At 63.8% G+C, this 15,202-nt stretch carries 16 protein-coding genes and 1 tRNA gene; 12 read left to right on the top strand and 5 right to left on the bottom strand.

The features are described from left to right. Positions 1-3: 3 nt before the first annotated feature. The 7 genes from JWQ24_RS00590 (at position 4) to JWQ24_RS00560 (ending at position 6,627) form a co-directional block, all read left to right on the top strand. Entirely contained in the window at positions 4-765 is a 762-nt protein-coding gene (locus JWQ24_RS00590) for an ABC transporter permease (protein ID WP_299803095.1), read from the top strand. 161 nt (positions 766-926) lie between these two features. Beyond that, positions 927-2,336, top strand: coding sequence for an amidase (locus JWQ24_RS00585; protein ID WP_299803093.1), 1,410 nt, complete (start codon positions 927-929; stop codon positions 2,334-2,336). Between the two features lie 16 nt (positions 2,337-2,352). Beyond that, positions 2,353-2,514, top strand: coding sequence for a hypothetical protein (locus tag JWQ24_RS00580; RefSeq protein WP_299803090.1), 162 nt, complete (start codon positions 2,353-2,355; stop codon positions 2,512-2,514). Beyond that, positions 2,498-2,908 carry a hypothetical protein gene (locus tag JWQ24_RS00575; protein ID WP_299803088.1) on the top strand — a complete coding sequence of 137 codons (411 nt, stop codon included), beginning with the start codon at positions 2,498-2,500 and terminating at the stop codon, positions 2,906-2,908. Before JWQ24_RS00580 ends, JWQ24_RS00575 begins: the two co-directional genes overlap by 17 nt. A 163-nt stretch (positions 2,909-3,071) precedes the next feature. Beyond that, positions 3,072-4,652, top strand: coding sequence for a GMC family oxidoreductase N-terminal domain-containing protein (locus tag JWQ24_RS00570; RefSeq protein WP_299803085.1), 1,581 nt, complete (start codon positions 3,072-3,074; stop codon positions 4,650-4,652). A 102-nt stretch (positions 4,653-4,754) separates the two neighbouring features. Then, on the top strand, positions 4,755-5,921 hold the full coding sequence (locus JWQ24_RS00565; RefSeq protein WP_299803082.1) for a M20 family metallopeptidase: 1,167 nt from the start codon (positions 4,755-4,757) through the stop codon (positions 5,919-5,921). A gap of 37 nt (positions 5,922-5,958) precedes the next feature. After that, the gene (locus tag JWQ24_RS00560; protein WP_299803079.1) at positions 5,959-6,627 is read left to right on the top strand and encodes a hypothetical protein; all 669 of its coding nucleotides are present in this window, start codon (positions 5,959-5,961) and stop codon (positions 6,625-6,627) included. On the opposite strand, the gene JWQ24_RS00555 is transcribed toward JWQ24_RS00560, so the two are convergent. The 3 genes from JWQ24_RS00555 to JWQ24_RS00545 form a co-directional block, all read right to left on the bottom strand. Continuing rightward, positions 6,602-7,561 (bottom strand): glycosyltransferase family 2 protein, encoded by a 960-nt coding sequence (locus JWQ24_RS00555; protein ID WP_299803077.1) that lies wholly within the window; start codon positions 7,559-7,561, stop codon positions 6,602-6,604. The two genes, JWQ24_RS00560 and JWQ24_RS00555, sit on opposite strands and share 26 nt — an antisense overlap. 34 nt (positions 7,562-7,595) lie before the next feature. Then, positions 7,596-7,669: transfer RNA gene (locus JWQ24_RS00550), tRNA-Gly, on the bottom strand. 364 nt (positions 7,670-8,033) lie between these two features. Continuing rightward, on the bottom strand, positions 8,034-8,720 hold the full coding sequence (locus JWQ24_RS00545; RefSeq protein ID WP_299803075.1) for a YkgJ family cysteine cluster protein: 687 nt from the start codon (positions 8,718-8,720) through the stop codon (positions 8,034-8,036). A gap of 183 nt (positions 8,721-8,903) precedes the next feature. Between JWQ24_RS00545 and JWQ24_RS00540 the strand changes: the two genes are divergently transcribed. Further along, positions 8,904-9,191: a hypothetical protein gene (locus JWQ24_RS00540; protein WP_299803072.1), complete on the top strand. Its 288-nt coding sequence runs from the start codon at positions 8,904-8,906 to the stop codon at positions 9,189-9,191. A gap of 16 nt (positions 9,192-9,207) precedes the next feature. Here the strand turns inward: JWQ24_RS00540 and JWQ24_RS00535 are convergent, their stop codons facing one another. Beyond that, positions 9,208-9,846: a TetR/AcrR family transcriptional regulator gene (locus JWQ24_RS00535; RefSeq protein ID WP_299803069.1), complete on the bottom strand. Its 639-nt coding sequence runs from the start codon at positions 9,844-9,846 to the stop codon at positions 9,208-9,210. 234 nt (positions 9,847-10,080) lie between these two features. Between JWQ24_RS00535 and JWQ24_RS00530 the strand changes: the two genes are divergently transcribed. From JWQ24_RS00530 to JWQ24_RS00520, 3 genes are all read left to right on the top strand, one after another. Continuing rightward, positions 10,081-11,319 (top strand): acyl-CoA dehydrogenase family protein, encoded by a 1,239-nt coding sequence (locus JWQ24_RS00530; RefSeq protein ID WP_299803066.1) that lies wholly within the window; start codon positions 10,081-10,083, stop codon positions 11,317-11,319. 19 nt (positions 11,320-11,338) lie between these two features. Further along, entirely contained in the window at positions 11,339-12,400 is a 1,062-nt protein-coding gene (locus tag JWQ24_RS00525; RefSeq protein WP_299803064.1) for a phosphotransferase family protein, read from the top strand. Positions 12,401-12,512: 112 nt separating this feature from the next. Then, positions 12,513-13,424 (top strand): DMT family transporter, encoded by a 912-nt coding sequence (locus JWQ24_RS00520; protein ID WP_299803062.1) that lies wholly within the window; start codon positions 12,513-12,515, stop codon positions 13,422-13,424. A gap of 134 nt (positions 13,425-13,558) precedes the next feature. Here JWQ24_RS00520 and JWQ24_RS00515 read toward each other — a convergent pair whose 3' ends face one another. Further along, positions 13,559-14,344, bottom strand: a complete 786-nt coding sequence (locus JWQ24_RS00515) for an SDR family oxidoreductase (RefSeq protein ID WP_299803059.1) — start codon at positions 14,342-14,344, stop codon at positions 13,559-13,561. Between the two features lie 130 nt (positions 14,345-14,474). Here JWQ24_RS00515 and JWQ24_RS00510 point away from each other — a divergent pair. Continuing rightward, a partial coding sequence (locus tag JWQ24_RS00510; RefSeq protein ID WP_299803057.1) for a histidine phosphatase family protein occupies positions 14,475-15,202 on the top strand: 728 nt, incomplete at its 3' end.

The raw sequence follows: 15,202 nt of genomic DNA, 5'->3' as shown, positions 1-15,202 counted from the left end.
GCGATGATCTGGAAGCGCCTCGAATTCCTGTTGCCGCTGGTCGGAGTAGCCGTGCTGCTGGCAATCTGGTCGTTCGCGACCTGGCTGCGCATCGTAGATCCTGTGCTGCTGCCGTCGCCGCTCGCCACCTTCAAGGCGATGTGGGCCGGCATGTTCCACGGCAAGCTGGGCATCGACTTCCTCAAGACCGTCGAGCGCACGATCTACTCGACCTTCTTTGCCGCGATCATCGCGATACCGCTTGGTATCCTGCTGGGATCGTCGGAGCGGCTGTATCGTTCGGTGGAATTCCTGATTGATTTCTTCCGCTCGACGCCGGCTTCGGCGATGTTCCCGCTGTTTTTGGTGCTGTTCGGCGTCGGCGATCGTACCAAGATTTCCGTCGCGGCCTTCGGCGCCGCGCTGGTGATCCTGTTCAACGTCGCCTACGGCGTGATGAACGCGCGCAAGACGCGAATCCTTGCTGCAAAGGTGATGGGCGCTTCGCGCGTTCGCGTGCTGTGGGACGTGATGCTGATGGAATCGATGCCGGCGACCTTCGTCGGCCTGCGCAACGGCGTGTCGCTGGCGCTGGTGATCGTCGTGGTCGCGGAGATGTTCATCGGCTCGGTCGATGGCCTCGGCCAGCGCGTGTTCGAGGCGCAGCAGATGTTCGAGATGCCCGACATGTACGCCGCCATCTTCGCCGCCGGCGCGCTGGGCTACGGCCTCAACCTGCTGTTCCTCACCATCGAACGCCGCTTCGTGCACTGGGCCGGCAAGTAGAAGCACTCAGACCTAACCCCGTCATTGCGAGGAGCCAACGGGTCCGGCTTCGCTTGCCCGATGATAAACTCCGCGACGCGGCAATCCAGAAAGCACAAGCTCTGCAAGAGCTGGATTGCTTCGTCGCAAGGGCTCCTCGCCATGACGAACGAGAGACTTTCATGACCGACAATCTTTCCCGCAAGACCGCCTGTGAACTCGCATCCCTGATTGCCAGCAAGGCCGTCAGCCCCGTCGAGGTGCTCGACGCCCATCTGGAGACCATCGCGCGGGTGAACCCGAAGCTCAACGCCATCGTCACGCTGGTTGCGGACAGCGCGCGTGAACAGGCGAAACAGGCCGAAGCCGCCGTGATGAACGGCGACAAGCTCGGCGCGCTGCACGGCCTGCCGGTCGTCATCAAGGATGTGACGCCTACCAAGGGCATTCGCACCACCTACGGTTCGCCGCGCTTCAAGGACCACGTGCCGACGGAGGATGCCGAAGCGGTGCGCCGCCTCAGGGCCCATGGTGCGATCGTGCTCGGCAAGACCAACACGCCGGAATTCGCCGCAGGCGCCAATACTTTCAACGACGTGTTCGGCGTCACCCGCAATCCCTGGAATCCGGCGCTCTCGCCGTCCGGTTCGTCGGGTGGTTCGGCGGTTGCGGTCGCCACCGGCATGGTGCCGCTGGCGCAGGGCACCGATTTCGGCTGTTCGATCCGCATGCCCGCATCCTTCAACGGCATCGTCGGTATTCGCCCGACGCCGGGGCTGACGCCGAACTGGCCGATGCCGATGGCGTGGGATCCCGGGCAGGTGCATGGCCCGCTGGCGCGCACCGCGGAAGATGCCGCTTTGATGCTCGACGCGCTGGTCGGCTACAGCCGGATGTCGCCGATCTCGGTCGCGCCGCCGTGGAAGAGCGCGCGCGCTATCGTGGCGGATGTGAAAGATCTCAAGGGCCTGCGTATCGCCTACGTCTCCGACATTTCCGGCATCGGCGTCGATCCCGAAATCGACGTGATCTGCCGCGCCTGCGCGATGTCGCTGGCGAGTGCCGGAGCCAGCGTCGAAGAAATCAAGTTCGATATCGCTGACGGCAAGGAGCCGTATCAGGCGTGGCGCGGGCTGTGGATGGTCGGCCAGCAATACGCCAATCTCGACCAGCTTGAGGAGTTCGGCGTCAACCTCAAGGGCAACGTCAAGGCCGGACTCAAGGTGACACCGCTGGATTTTGCAGCCTCAGAGCAGAAGCGGCAGGAACTGTTTCTGCGTTTTGCGAAATTCTTCGAGAGCTACGATCTCCTGATCACGCCGCAATCCCCCGTGAAGCAATTCCCGGTCGAGATGAACTTCCCGACCGAGATCAACGGCAAGAAGCTCGACAACTACACCGACTGGATCGCTGGCTCGTTCCTGATCACCCTGATGAGCCTGCCCGGCGGTGCGGTGCCTGCCGGCATGACATCGGACGGCCTCCCGGTCGGCATCCAGATCGTCGGCCCGCGCTTCGAGGAGCCGCTGATCCTCTCCGCTATGAAGATCGTGCAGCAGCTCCACCCGTTGGGCTGGCCGACGCACGGGTGATTCGGCTGTGGCGTGCATGACCTGGCTCAGGCCTCTCCACGTCGTTGCGAGGAGCGAAGCGACGCGGCAATCCAGAAAGCAGGACCTCACCGTGATGGAAGTGCCGATGAGCAACGAGGTCGGTCCGCTGCTGGCGGGGCAGGCGGCAGGCGGCGTTATATATGAGCCAGGCGCCTAGCAGGCGGAAGCGCAGGGGCCTCAAGGTGGTGCTGGCGTTCCCTCAGCTTTCGGGGCCTTACACCTTCTCGGCGATCTCGACCCGCAAGGACATCGATCCCGCGATCGCGCAGAAATTCGTGACGGCGATGGACTTGGCGCTGAAGGACATCCGCAGCAACCTCGAGGCGGCCGTTGCCAGCGGCATCAAGCTGTTTCCGAATCTGCCGGCATCGGTGGTCAAGGCTTCGGTCGAGCGCCTGATTCGGGACAACGTTTTCGCGGCCTCGGTCGCGATCAAGCCGGAAGTGATGAAGGCGGCGTTGCAGATCCAGGTTGATCTCGCCAACCTGCCGTCGATCCCTGCGGACGGGACCTTCATGAACACGAGCTACGCCGACAAGACCGCGAAGTAATCCGGTCAAGCGCCGCGGTGCTGCATATCGGAGCCGCGGCGCGCAAGCTGGCGTCGGGCAACGCCGTGACGCATAATGTTTTCTGAACGATCGACCGGCGGCGAGTCTTCGCGCCCGGCTGGTTTTAGAAATGCATACTGGCCGAGCCTGGAAGTGATCACTGATGTATGACGTAATCGTTGTCGGCGGCGGCTCTGCCGGCGCCGCCGTGGCTGCCCGTCTCTCCGAAGAGCCCGCCAAGCGCGTCTTGCTGCTCGAAGCCGGTCTCGACTGGCGCGCCGATGAGGCGCCGTGGGAAATCCGCACGCCGAATCCGATTCCGATCATTCACAACCGCGAATTTCAGGAGAAGTGGCAGTGGCCGCATCTTCTGACGCGCCGGGTGGCGGGGCAGGACGCGCGCTTCTACTGGCGCGGCAAGGGGCTCGGTGGCTCCTCGATGATGAATGGCCAGATCGCCATTCGCGGCGTTGCCGACGCTTTCGACGAATGGGAAGCGCTGGGCTGCACCGGCTGGTCGGCCAAAGAAGTGATGCCGCTGTTCTCGGTGATCGAGGACGATCTTGAATTCGGCGACCGTCCCGGCCACGGCCAGGGCGGACCTTTGCCGATCTATCGCGCGCCGCCGGACAAATGGGGCCCGATCGATAGCGGCCTGCGCGACGCTGCGTTGGCATCCGGCTATGGCTGGTGCGACGACGTCAACGGGCCGGACGGCGAAGGGGCTGCCTGCTACCCGATCAACAGCCGCGACAGCCGCCGCATCACCACCAACGAGGCCTATCTGGAGCCGGCGCGCGGCCGCGCCAATCTGGAGATCCGCGGCAAGGTGCTGGTCGATCGCCTGATCCTTGAGAACGGCAAGGCCACAGGCGTCGTCGTGCATGTCGAGGGGCAGGGCACTTCGGAAATCTCGGCGCGCGAAATCGTGCTGTGCGCCGGCGCGATTCATAGCCCGGCGATCCTGCTGCGCTCCGGTATCGGTCCGGCCGACGAACTCAAGGCGATGGGCATCGAGGTGCAGAAGGATCTGCCGGTCGGCCGGCAGTTCTTCGACCACCCGTTGTTCCGTGCCACCGTACAACTGCGCGAGGAGCTTCGCCCGACCGATCCCGACACCCGCCACACCAATTGCTGCGTGACCTATTCGTCGGGCCTCGCCAATGGCGGCAAGCGCGACATGATCCTGATCGCCTTTAATCACCGCGGCATTGGCGTGCCCGGGGCCGTGGCGGCGGGCCTGTTCAACGCGTTTTCGCGCGGCACGCTGAAGTTGGCGTCAGCCGACGCCTCGATCGATCCAACCGTCGAGGAGAACATGCTGGCCGATCCGCGCGACATGCTGCGCATGGTCGATGCAGTGAAGCGCCTCGCGGTGCTCACCACGCAGCCGGCTTTGGCCGGGATTACCGAGTGGATCCGCCTCACCGACACCGACCTGACATTGCCGCAGGCCGCCGCGCTACCGACCAGCGAACTGGAAGCCGTCCTTCGCCGTGATACCGGCGACATCCAGCATGCCGCCGGCACCTGCCGCATGAGCGGCTTCAACGACGCCAATGGTGTGGTCAATCCCGACGGCACCGTGAAGGGCATTGCCGGGCTTCGCGTCGCGGACGCCTCGATCATGCCCTCGGACTGCCGCGCCAACACCCATCTCACTACGGTGGTGATCGGCGAACACATTGCGCGGATGATGAAGCAGCAGAACATCGCCCGGGCCGCGCCCGCGATGGCCGTTTAAGAAACGCGAACGGCAACGATGGGTTCTTCACCTCTCCCGGCAAGCGGGTTGAGGGAGGTGGGGTTGCCGCAAATCAGAATTTTACTTTCAAAGGAAATCCGCATGACCACCAGCACCGAAGCCGCCGTCACCGAATGGATCGCGTCGCAAAAGCAGCCGATGATCGATCTGCTGCGCGACGTCGTGAACATCGATTCCGGTTCTTACGACAAGGAGGGCATCGATGCGGTGGCGGCGCGGTTCGAGCAGCATTTTGCCGAACACGGCATCGAGAGCTGGCGCGAGCCGCATGATGTCTATGGCGACGCGCTGCATGCGCTGGTCGCCAAGCCCGGCAGCAACGAGAAGCCGGTCCTGCTGATGGGGCATCGCGACACCGTGTTTCCCAAGGGCGAGGCTGCGCGCCGCCCGTTCAGCATCGACGGCAGCCGCGCCTTTGGCCCCGGCATCGCGGACATGAAGGCTGGCGTCGTCATCAACGTGTTCGTTGCCGCGGCCTTGCAGAAATTCGGTGGCGCGCCGTGCCCGGTGAAAGTGCTGATCACGGCCGACGAGGAAATCGCCTCGCCGTCGTCGCGCCCGGTGATCGAGCGCGAGGGCCGCGCCGCCCGCGCCGTCTACAATTCCGAGCCGGGACGGCCGACCGGCAACATCACCACCAGCCGCAAGGGCGGCGTGTTCATGCGCTTCGAGATCGTCGGCAAGGCTGCGCATTCCGGCAACAACTTTGCCGATGGGATCAGCGCGATCGGCGAGCTCGCCCACAAGATCGTGCAGATCCATGCGCTGACCGACATGGCAAAGGGCATTACGCTGAATGTCGGGCTGGTTCAGGGCGGCCAGTCGGTCAACACCACCGCGCCGCACGCCGAGGGCCAGATCGACCTGCGCTATATCGATCCCGCCGACCGCGCCACCACGCTGGCCGCGATCGAGCAGATCATCGCCACCTCGACGGTGCCGGGCACTACGGCGAAGCTGCACATCAACGGCGAATTCCTGCCGCTGGTGCAGAGCGAAGCCTCGAAGGCCATGTTCGCCGTCTACCGAGCCGCGGCGGGCGACGCCGGGCTGCCGACCCTCGATGGCGAATTCGCCGGCGGCTGCGCCGATTCCGGCTTCACCGCCAGCGTCGGCACGCCTACTCTGTGCGGCCTGGGTCCGGTCGGCGGCAACGTCCACACGCCCCTGGAATGGCTCGACCTCGACAGCATCGTCCCTCGCGCCACCACGCTGGCGCTGGCGATCCTGCGCACCGAGGTGGCGTAGCCATGGGGAGCTGCGCTTTCGGGCGACGGAGTTCGCGTTGATCAAGGTTCTGATTTTCGGCGGCAAGGGCGGCGGCACGCTGGCCGCCCGGACAGTGCAGGCGCTGTCGCGCGCCCATGCTTCGCATCAATGCATCGGTTATTTGAACGATCAGCTCGCGGTTGGAACATCGCTGTATGGCGGCGACGTCGTTGGCCGGTTTGACGACTGGCAGCGGTTTGACGACGACGTTTGCTTTGTCGCGCCGTTGCACAAGGCGGGCGGCATGCAGGCTAACGCGCGGCGGATCGTCGAGCTGGGCATCCCGCTTTCGCGCTGGACCGCCCTCATCGATCCGCAAGCCATCACGGCGGACGATGTCCCGACAGGGGCGGGATCGGTGATCTCGGCCTCAGCGCATATTGGACCGGACAGCTCGGTCGGTTCGCATTGCTTTCTGCGGCCGGGCGCCATTGTCTCGCACGACGTGAAGGTGTCCGATTTCGCCTATCTCGGCCAGGCCTGCGTCGTTGGCGGCTATAGCCGGATCGAGGAGGGCGCGCACATCGCTCCTGCGGCCGTCATTCGCGATGGGATCAGTGTCGGACGTTATGCGGTGGTCGGTATGGGAGCCGTCGTGGTGAAGGATGTTCCTCCCTTCGCCATCGTCATGGGCGTCCCGGCGCGGGTGACGGACTACATCACACCGGACGATCAGCCCGTGTAACGGCGAGCGTGCGACGATCGCGCTGCACCTTGACCGCCAGCCCTGCCAGGGGGGCCGACATCAACGCCGACGTCCAGCCGACAATAGAATACACAGGTGCTCCGTCGGCGACCCAAAGCGCGGCGCTGACCGTCATGACAGACAGAATGCCGACGAGGCCGGTCAGCACCCGGGACAGGCTGTAACACCTCGACCGGCTCAGGAAGAGCCGCAGCAATGTTCGCAGCGTGTAACGGCTTTTCCGCTGCGCCGATCGGTTCAACTGCACGGGGACTGCGACGATGCGGTCCGCCGCCTGGACCATTTCGGTAATCAAGGCGAAGTCGGGATCGGCTTTCGGGTCGAGGTGGAAACACAGCTGCCGACGGAATGCGCAGAAGGTCGTCAATTGCAGCGGAATGGCTTTTGCCAGAAACAGGTTGGAAATCAGGTTGCAGCCGAGTGCCGCCAGTCCGCGCCACAGCGGGCGCTTGAATGACTCCGCGACACCGATAACCAGAGTCCGCGGCGTGGCATTCAAAAGCTGTTCGAGCAGGCGCAGGATATCTTCCGGTTGATGCTGCAAGTCGTCGTCGAGCGTGATCACGACGTCATGGCGAGCCGCCAGAACTCCCGTCGTGGTCGCCTTCGATTGTCCGCGATTGATCGGCATCTCGACAACGACCACATCGGCCGCCTGTTTCTGCAGATCGCGCAATGCCGCCGCCGAGCCGTCGGTGCTGGCGTCGTCGACGAGGATAATTTCAAACCGGATGGACGATGACGCGCGCAGCGCTGCGATCGTGTCGACCAACCGCGGCAGCGATGCTTTCGAGTTGAACACGGGAATCACGATGCTTGCCACAGCGACGGGCGAGCGATCGGGATGCGCTGCGGAGATCGTGCCGGGCTGCCGGGCAGCCGTTCCGCAATCGATGTCCTGTGAAAGCGACACGAAGTTCTCTAGTGTACTGAAGTCATTGAGTTTTTGGAGCGGGTGGAGGGAATCGAACCCTCGTATTCAGCTTGGAAGGCTGCTGCTCTACCATTGAGCTACACCCGCGTTGGCGATCAGGTATCACGTCGCCGGATTCGCCTCAACCTCTCCGGCGTGGCATTTCGCGCAGTCGCGAGGGGCCTGGTTTCTCACGGGGATACCGATCGATCGCGCCGGCCGCGCCCGGCAGGTTTATTTTTGGTGCGGTCGGCAACGATGCAACCTCCGGGCACTTCGGCACGTTATCTTCTCGCTGGTTCATCCTGACCGGAGGTTGTCATGTCCCATTGGCGAGCGACGCGCGGTATGGCGGAGAGGCTGGATGCGCGGGGGAATGAAGACGCCAGTTATGCCACCGGGTGGGCCTTAAGTGGCCTTGGGACCTTGCTGGCAGTCGTACTGGTCTGGCAGCTCCATCTCTAGACCAGCGCTATCCTTCATGCATCGCTTCCAGCAACGCCACCACCAGTCCGATCTGCGCTGACGGCAGACCGCGGGCCTTGGCCACCTGTTCGAGCGCAAATGTCGCCTCGGTGTGAATCCGGAAATGCGCGGCGTTCTGTTCGACGCCGCCATCGGGCGCATCGCCGAACACCACCTGCTGGCAGCGCGGCAGCGATCGTGATGTGAAGGCGCGGCAGGACAGCGGGCGCACCTCATAGACCGTGCAGCGGTTGTCGTCGCCAAGCAGCACGCAGCGCAGCCGAAGCCGGGCCGGGTCCGGCACCGCGCGGAAGGCATCGCTGGCGACCCGCAGCCGTTCCCGCAGGGCAGCGCGTTCGACCGCCGTGAAGCTGGCTTCGATATGATCCGCGATCAGCGCGGCGATACCGGGCGGCACCTGAACGTAAAGATGGCAGCACGGACTGCAACCGCTGGAGCAGGCGGGGGCCGGCTGGTTCGGGATGTTATCGCGGAAACTGTTCGCCGCGGCCTCGGTGATCGCGATGGCGTCGCGCGCGGCCTCTACCATGGTGCCGGACTGCGCCAGCGTGGCGTGCAGCGTCGTGGCGAGTTCTGCGAAGATGCCTTCATAGCGCCCGGACAGCGAGCGCATCAGCGTGCCGACGGATTCGATCTCCGCGGCGACATGGCGGCTGGCCTGTTGCGAATCCATAGAGCGCGTCCGGTTGCGCGCCCGGCATAGGCCCGCCAGGGCGCCCCGTCACGGACTATATGCGCCTGCGCCTGGTCGAATCGCACGCGTTTCACAGCTTTGTCATCGCGGGCCGGTTGCAATAAGGCGCTTGAGCACGATCTCGGGGAGGGGATGTTTACGAGCTGTTGTGGAGGATCGAACATGCGGCTGCATTTCCTGAACCCTCCTTGCCCCGCCATCGCGCTGGCCGCCCTGATCTGTCTGGCCGCAGGCAGCTATCCGGCAATGGCGGAGGCAGCCGGCCTTCGACAGCCGTTGGGTGCAACGCGCGACCATGTGGCTGTCACCGATCTCGGCGCCGCGCGGAAGCGACGTTACGTGCGCCGTCGGCCCGTGCGTGACTATCCGGGCTACATCGTCAGCCCGCCGCCAAGCCGTCCGAGCTTCGGCTATGGTTATGGCGATAACCAGACCGGTGGCAGCGGTTGACGCGACACAGCTCGCGTCACGCCCGCAGTTTGGCTCGCCCGGTCAGCGCCAGCACTGACACCCCGACAATCCGCGCGACAATGCCCGCGACGTCGGTGAGGTCGCAGGCACCGTCGGACATCTTGCCGAGCCGTTCGCTGTCCCGGACGGTCTGGTGTGCCATCGCCAGCGCGAAATGAATGCCCCAGAAAAGGTCAGCCTCGTCGTGGTCGGGCAGGGTGCGGCGCATGGCTGCTGCGAAACGGCGGAGATGATCAACCTCGCGGTTCTTGATCTTGCGGATCGGCGGCACCGATTCGATCGAGGCGCGGATCATGAAGCGCGCGGCGTCGGAACGCTGCTTCTCCGGGCCGAGGCAGCCGCGCAATGTCGGGCCAATCAGTGCGGTGAAGATCGCCGCCAGTTCGGCCCGGCCGCCGCCGGCCTCTTCGGCGATCTTTAGTTCGTTGAGGCGCTCGCGGTTGGTCACCAGGCCGCGCGTCACGAACAGCTCGGCGATCAATTCGTCCTTTGAGCCAAAATGATAGTTCACCGCGGCAAGGTTGACGTCGGCCGCGGCGACGATGTCGCGCATCGTGACGTCGGCAAAGCCGCGCGCGGCATAGAGCCGCTCGGCCGCTTCGAGGATCGCCGTCCTGGTGTGGTCTGCCGCCATGAGAGAGCCCTATGCGCCGGGCGCGGGACGAGGTGATTGCATTTCAAACGCGTGTATGAAACTATCGTTTGACCGGCCGCGATGTCAATTGTCCCGTGGGCAGTATGACGTGTCGTGGTCGGGTTTGCGTCGGCCATGCTCGCAGCTGCAACAACAGAAAAATGCTTGCGGACGACGAACGACAGGACAACAGTGCCGCCAAATTCTTCCTGAAAAAAAAGATGAGGACACCCCATGGATTTCACTCTCTCGAACCGTCAGCGCGAATGGCTCGATCGCGTTTCTTCCTTCATGGACAAGCATGTACGTCCTGCGCAGCCGATCTATCGGCAGCAGGATGAAGAGGGCGCGCGCTGGAAGGTGATCCCGATCGTCGAGGAGCTGAAGGCCAAGGCGAAAGCCGAGGGTCTGTGGAACATGTTCATGCCGCCGTCTTCTCATGAGGACGAGGAATTCCACGGCGCGGGATTGAGCAATCTGGAATACGCGCTGCTAGCCGAGCAGATGGGTCACATCGGTTGGGCTTCCGAAGTATTCAACTGTTCTGCGCCGGACACCGGCAACATGGAAGTGTTCATGCGTTACGGCTCGAAAGAGCACAAGCAGAAGTGGCTGCGCCCGCTGATGAACGGCGAGATCCGCTCCGCCTTCCTGATGACCGAGCCGGCGGTCGCCTCATCGGACGCCACCAACATCGAAACCTCGATCGTGCGCGACGGCGATGAATACGTCATCAACGGCCGCAAGTGGTGGTCGTCCGGCGTCGGCGATCCCCGTTGCGCGATCATGATTGTGATGGGCAAGACCGATTCGTCGGCGCCGAAGCATCAGCAGCAGTCGCAGATTCTGGTGCCGCGCGACGCCAAGGGCGTCACCGTGGAGAAGATGCTGCCGGTGTTCGGCTTCGACGACGCGCCGCATGGCCACGCTCAGGTGCTGCTGGAAAACGTGCGCGTGCCGGCCTCCAACATTTTGCTAGGCGAAGGCCGCGGCTTCGAGATCGCACAGGGCCGTCTCGGTCCCGGCCGCATCCATCACTGCATGCGCACCATCGGCAAGGCCGAAGAGGCACTGGAAAAGATGGTCAAGCGCCTGTCGTCGCGCACCGCGTTCGGCAAGAAGATTATCGAATACTCGATCTGGGAGCAGCGCATCGCCGAAGCCCGCACTGACATCGAAATGAACCGGCTGCTGTGCCTGAAGGCCGCCGACATGATGGACAAGGTCGGCAACAAGACCGCGCAGCTCGAAATCGCGATGATCAAGGTCTCCGGCCCGAACATGGCGCTGAAGATCATCGACAACGCGATCCAGGCTTACGGCGCGGCCGGCGTCTCCGATGATGCAGGCCTTGCCCGCGATTACGCCTCGATGCGCACCATGCGTCTCGCGGACGGTCCGGACGAGGTCCACAACCGCGCGATTGCGCGGCTTGAGCTTCGCAAGTATGCCAATGCTCCGGCCAAGCACTAACCACTGACGAGGTAGCAGCGTGACTGAAAGCGTGCGCAAGGACGACGATTTTTCGGGCACCAAGCCGGTCGAGGAACGTCATCGGATCGATGAAGTTCGTCTCGAAGCCTGGATGAAGGAAAACGTCGAGGGTTATCAGGGACCGCTGACCGTCCTGCAGTTCAAGGGCGGTCAGTCCAACCCGACCTACCGGTTGAACACGCCCGGTCGCTCCTATGTGATGCGTCGCAAGCCGTTCGGAAAGCTGCTGCCCTCCGCCCACGCCGTCGATCGCGAATTCAAGGTGATCGCGGCGCTGGGCAAGCAGGGTTTTCCGGTGGCGAAGGCCTATGCGCTGTGCACCGATGACAACGTGATCGGTTCGGCGTTCTACATCATGTCGATGGAAGACGGCCGGATCTTCTGGGATCCGGCGCTGCCGCAGCTCTCCAGAGAAGAGCGCCGGCCGATCTTCACCGACAAGATCGAGACGCTGGCGAAGCTGCACATGTATGATCCCGTCGCCATCGGGCTCGGCGATTTCGGCAAGCCCGGCAATTATTTTGCCCGGCAGGTCGATCGCTGGACCAAGCAGTACAAGGCGTCGGAAACACAGTCGATTCCGGAGATGGACCGGCTGATGGAATGGCTGCCGACCTCGGTGCCTGACCAGGAGCGGGTGTCGGTGGTGCATGGCGACTACCGCATCGACAACATGGTTTTCCATGCGACGCAGCCCAAGGTGCAGGCGGTGCTCGACTGGGAGCTGTCGACCTTGGGCGATCCGATGGCCGACTTCACCTATCTCCTGATGCAATGGACGATGCCGGGCCTTTCCGGTCTCGATTTCGAGGCGCTCAACATCCCGACGATGGATGAAGCCGCCGAGATCTATTGCAAGGCGACGGGACGCAGCAGCGTGCCGAACCTGAACTGGTACTACTCCTACAACCTTTTCCGCCTTGCGGGCATTTTGCAGGGTATCGCCGGCCGCATCCGCGATGGCACCGCGTCATCCGCCAAGGCGATGGAGTCGGTCAAGCGCACCGTGCCGCTGGCCAAGGCCTCATGGGAATATGCGCTGAAGGCTGGCGCGAAATGAATGGCAGGGAAGCGCGGGCCAACTGGCTCGCGCTTCTTTTTTGGTCCACATAGAGCGTCGTCGCTCACGCTGATCCCGCCCGGCGCTGTCCGCAGCCTTTCCAGGATTTCCCTTGGCGCTCTCTCCCAATCTTCGTGGCAGCCTGCTGATGGCCGTGGCCATGGCCGGCTTCAGCCTTAACGACGCGACGACCAAATTTCTCACAGCCCAAATGAATTTTGGCCAGGTGATGCTGGTCCGCGGCCTCGTCGCCGGCGTACTGGTGTTCGCGCTCGCTTACCATCAGCGGGCATTGCGGCCGGTGACCATCCTGTTCAAATTGCCGGTGGCGCTGCGGGTGTTTGGCGAGATCGGCGGCACCGTGACGTTCCTCGCCTCGATCACCTATCTGCCACTGGCCAATACGTCGGCGATCTTCCAGTCGCTGCCGCTGGCGATCACGCTCGGCGCGGCCTTGATCTTCCGCGAGCCGGTGGGATGGCGGCGCTGGCTGGCGATCGCGGTGGGCTTCATCGGCGTGCTCATCGTGGTGCGGCCGGGCGTCGCGGGCTTCAACCAGTTTTCGCTGCTGGCTTTGATCTCGGTGGCCTTCTGCACCGTCCGCGATCTGGCGACGAGCCGGATTCCCAAGGAAATCCCATCATTGTTCGTGACGCTGCTGACGACGTGCGTTGTGACCATCGTCGGCGGCATCGTCATGGTGCCGCTCGGCGGCTGGACGCCGCCCTCCGGCAGCGCGTCGGTCCTGCTGGCGCTGGCCGCCGTGCTGGTGCTGATCGGTTATCAGTGCGTGATCATGGCGCTGCGCTCCGGAGATATCTCCGCGGTGGCCCCATTCCGCTATTCGCAACTGCTGTGGGCCATGCTGCTCGGCTATCTCGTGTTCGGCGACGTACCGGACGCGCCGATGATCCTCGGCGCTTCGGTGATCGTGTTGTCCGGTCTCTACGCTTTCCACCGCGAGCGCATCCGCAACCGGATGCAGGCCACCAGCGCGCCGAGCATGCCGCCTGACGGATTGTAAGAAGCGACCGCGCGGTAGCGGCCGCGTCGTTCCGAGTAGCCGTTGCAGCGAAAGCAATCGGGTCGGCCCTTGCGGCCTTCCGGATTGCTTCACATCGCTGCTCGCAACGCCGGCCTTGAGGGCCGATTATGCGCTCAGATCGGCTTGCCCGAATACGGCATCGACGCGGTCAGCCCGCCGTCGACCGGAATTGCCTGGCCGTTGACGTAGGATGCGTCGTCGCTGGCCAGAAACAGTCCCATTGCCGCCAGTTCGTGCGGTTGTCCGGCGCGCTTCAGCGGGTTGAGCTGGCCGATCTTGCCTTCGGTGCCGCGATCCTTGGCGTTGTCGAAGATCGGCTTGGTCATGCCGGTCTCGATCAGGCCGGGGCAGACCGCGTTGATGCGCACGCCGGTGCCGGACAGCGAATAAGCGGTGGTCTGCACCAGGCTGATGACGCCGGCCTTGCTCGCCGCATAGGGATGACCGGAGGCCCCGGACTTCAGCCCGGCCACCGAAGCGGTAAGGACGATCGAACCGTAGTTCTGTGCGATCATGTGCGGCATCGCATATTTGATGGCGAGGAACGGGCCGATCAGGTTGATGCGCAGGATTTCCTGCCACTGTTCGACGGTCTGGTCGACCAGCGGCACCAGCCCGCCTGACACGCCGGCATTGGCCCAGATCGCATCGAGCCGGCCGTGCTTGGCGACCGCTTTCTCGATGAACGCTTTCACGTCGCTTTCGGAACCGGCGTCGGCCATGACCGCTTCGATGGTGCCGCCGGCATTGCCGACCAGCGTTGCGGTTTCCTGCACGGAGTCGCTACGATCGACCACGATCAGCCGGGCGCCTTCCTTGGCGAACAACAGGGCCGCGGCGCGGCCGATGCCGCTGCCGGCGCCGGTGATGATCACGGATTTGCCTTCGAGACGGCCCATAGGTTTGCTCCCGTTGTTTTTGCGCGGCTTGCCGCCGCGTGGAATTTGCCTGCGTCTGCATTCTGAAGAGGCTTGAGACGTTGCGCGCACTGACGTACAGCGGATGAAACAGTATTGAAGGGTGATTGCGATGTCCAACGCCGAAAAACCGTTCGTGGCCCAGCACACTGTTCCCACCGGCGTTGTATCGACCAGGTGGTGGTGGGTACGACACGCACCGGTGCGCAGTGACGGCGGCAACATCTACGGTCAGAAGGACATGGACTGCGACTGCAGCGACCGCGTGGTATTCAACGCGGTGAGCAGGGTCCTGCCGCGCAACGCCGCGTGGTTCTCCAGCAATCTGAAGCGCACGCACCAGACTGCGGACGCGATCTGGGCCGCAGGATTTCCCAAGCCTGACAACATGCAGCACGAGCCCGAACTGGCCGAACAGCACCTCGGCGACTGGCAGGGCATGAACCGCGCGGCGTTCTTTGCCAGCCGCCCGATCAATGTCGGCAGCTACTGGTTCGCGCCGATCGACGAGCCGTCGCCGAACGGCGAAAGTTTCATGGATCTGTATAACCGCGTCCGCCGCGCGATCGAGCGCATCACCGCCGCGCACGCGGGTAAGGACATCATCGCCGTGGCGCATGGCGGCACAATCAAGGCCGCGATCGGCGTAGCGCTGGGTGATCAACCGGAAAAGGGCCTTGCCTTCACCATCGACAATTGCTCGGTGACGCGGCTCGATCATCTCGCCAGCGACGGTCACGCCGGCTGGCGGATTCCGATGGTCAACCAGCAGCCGTGGATCGCGGACGCCTCGCACGCCGCGATGCATCAGCCGGCCGGACCGGAGATCGCGACCGCATC

The sequence above is a fragment of the Tardiphaga sp. genome (genome assembly GCF_028290495.1).
GTDB lineage: Bacteria > Pseudomonadota > Alphaproteobacteria > Rhizobiales > Xanthobacteraceae > Tardiphaga.
Note: the sequence above shows the minus strand (reverse complement) of the source record. Positions and strands in the feature narration are given on the sequence as shown.

Coding starts and splice junctions, on each gene's coding strand:
- JWQ24_RS00590 (WP_299803095.1), top strand. CDS start 4: ATGATCTGGAAGCGCCTCGAATTCCTGTTGCCGCTGGTCGGAGTAGCC.
- JWQ24_RS00585 (WP_299803093.1), top strand. CDS start 927: ATGACCGACAATCTTTCCCGCAAGACCGCCTGTGAACTCGCATCCCTG.
- JWQ24_RS00580 (WP_299803090.1), top strand. CDS start 2,353: ATGACCTGGCTCAGGCCTCTCCACGTCGTTGCGAGGAGCGAAGCGACG.
- JWQ24_RS00575 (WP_299803088.1), top strand. CDS start 2,498: ATGAGCCAGGCGCCTAGCAGGCGGAAGCGCAGGGGCCTCAAGGTGGTG.
- JWQ24_RS00570 (WP_299803085.1), top strand. CDS start 3,072: ATGTATGACGTAATCGTTGTCGGCGGCGGCTCTGCCGGCGCCGCCGTG.
- JWQ24_RS00565 (WP_299803082.1), top strand. CDS start 4,755: ATGACCACCAGCACCGAAGCCGCCGTCACCGAATGGATCGCGTCGCAA.
- JWQ24_RS00545 (WP_299803075.1), bottom strand. CDS start 8,720: ATGGATTCGCAACAGGCCAGCCGCCATGTCGCCGCGGAGATCGAATCC.
- JWQ24_RS00540 (WP_299803072.1), top strand. CDS start 8,904: ATGCGGCTGCATTTCCTGAACCCTCCTTGCCCCGCCATCGCGCTGGCC.
- JWQ24_RS00535 (WP_299803069.1), bottom strand. CDS start 9,846: ATGGCGGCAGACCACACCAGGACGGCGATCCTCGAAGCGGCCGAGCGG.
- JWQ24_RS00530 (WP_299803066.1), top strand. CDS start 10,081: ATGGATTTCACTCTCTCGAACCGTCAGCGCGAATGGCTCGATCGCGTT.
- JWQ24_RS00515 (WP_299803059.1), bottom strand. CDS start 14,344: ATGGGCCGTCTCGAAGGCAAATCCGTGATCATCACCGGCGCCGGCAGC.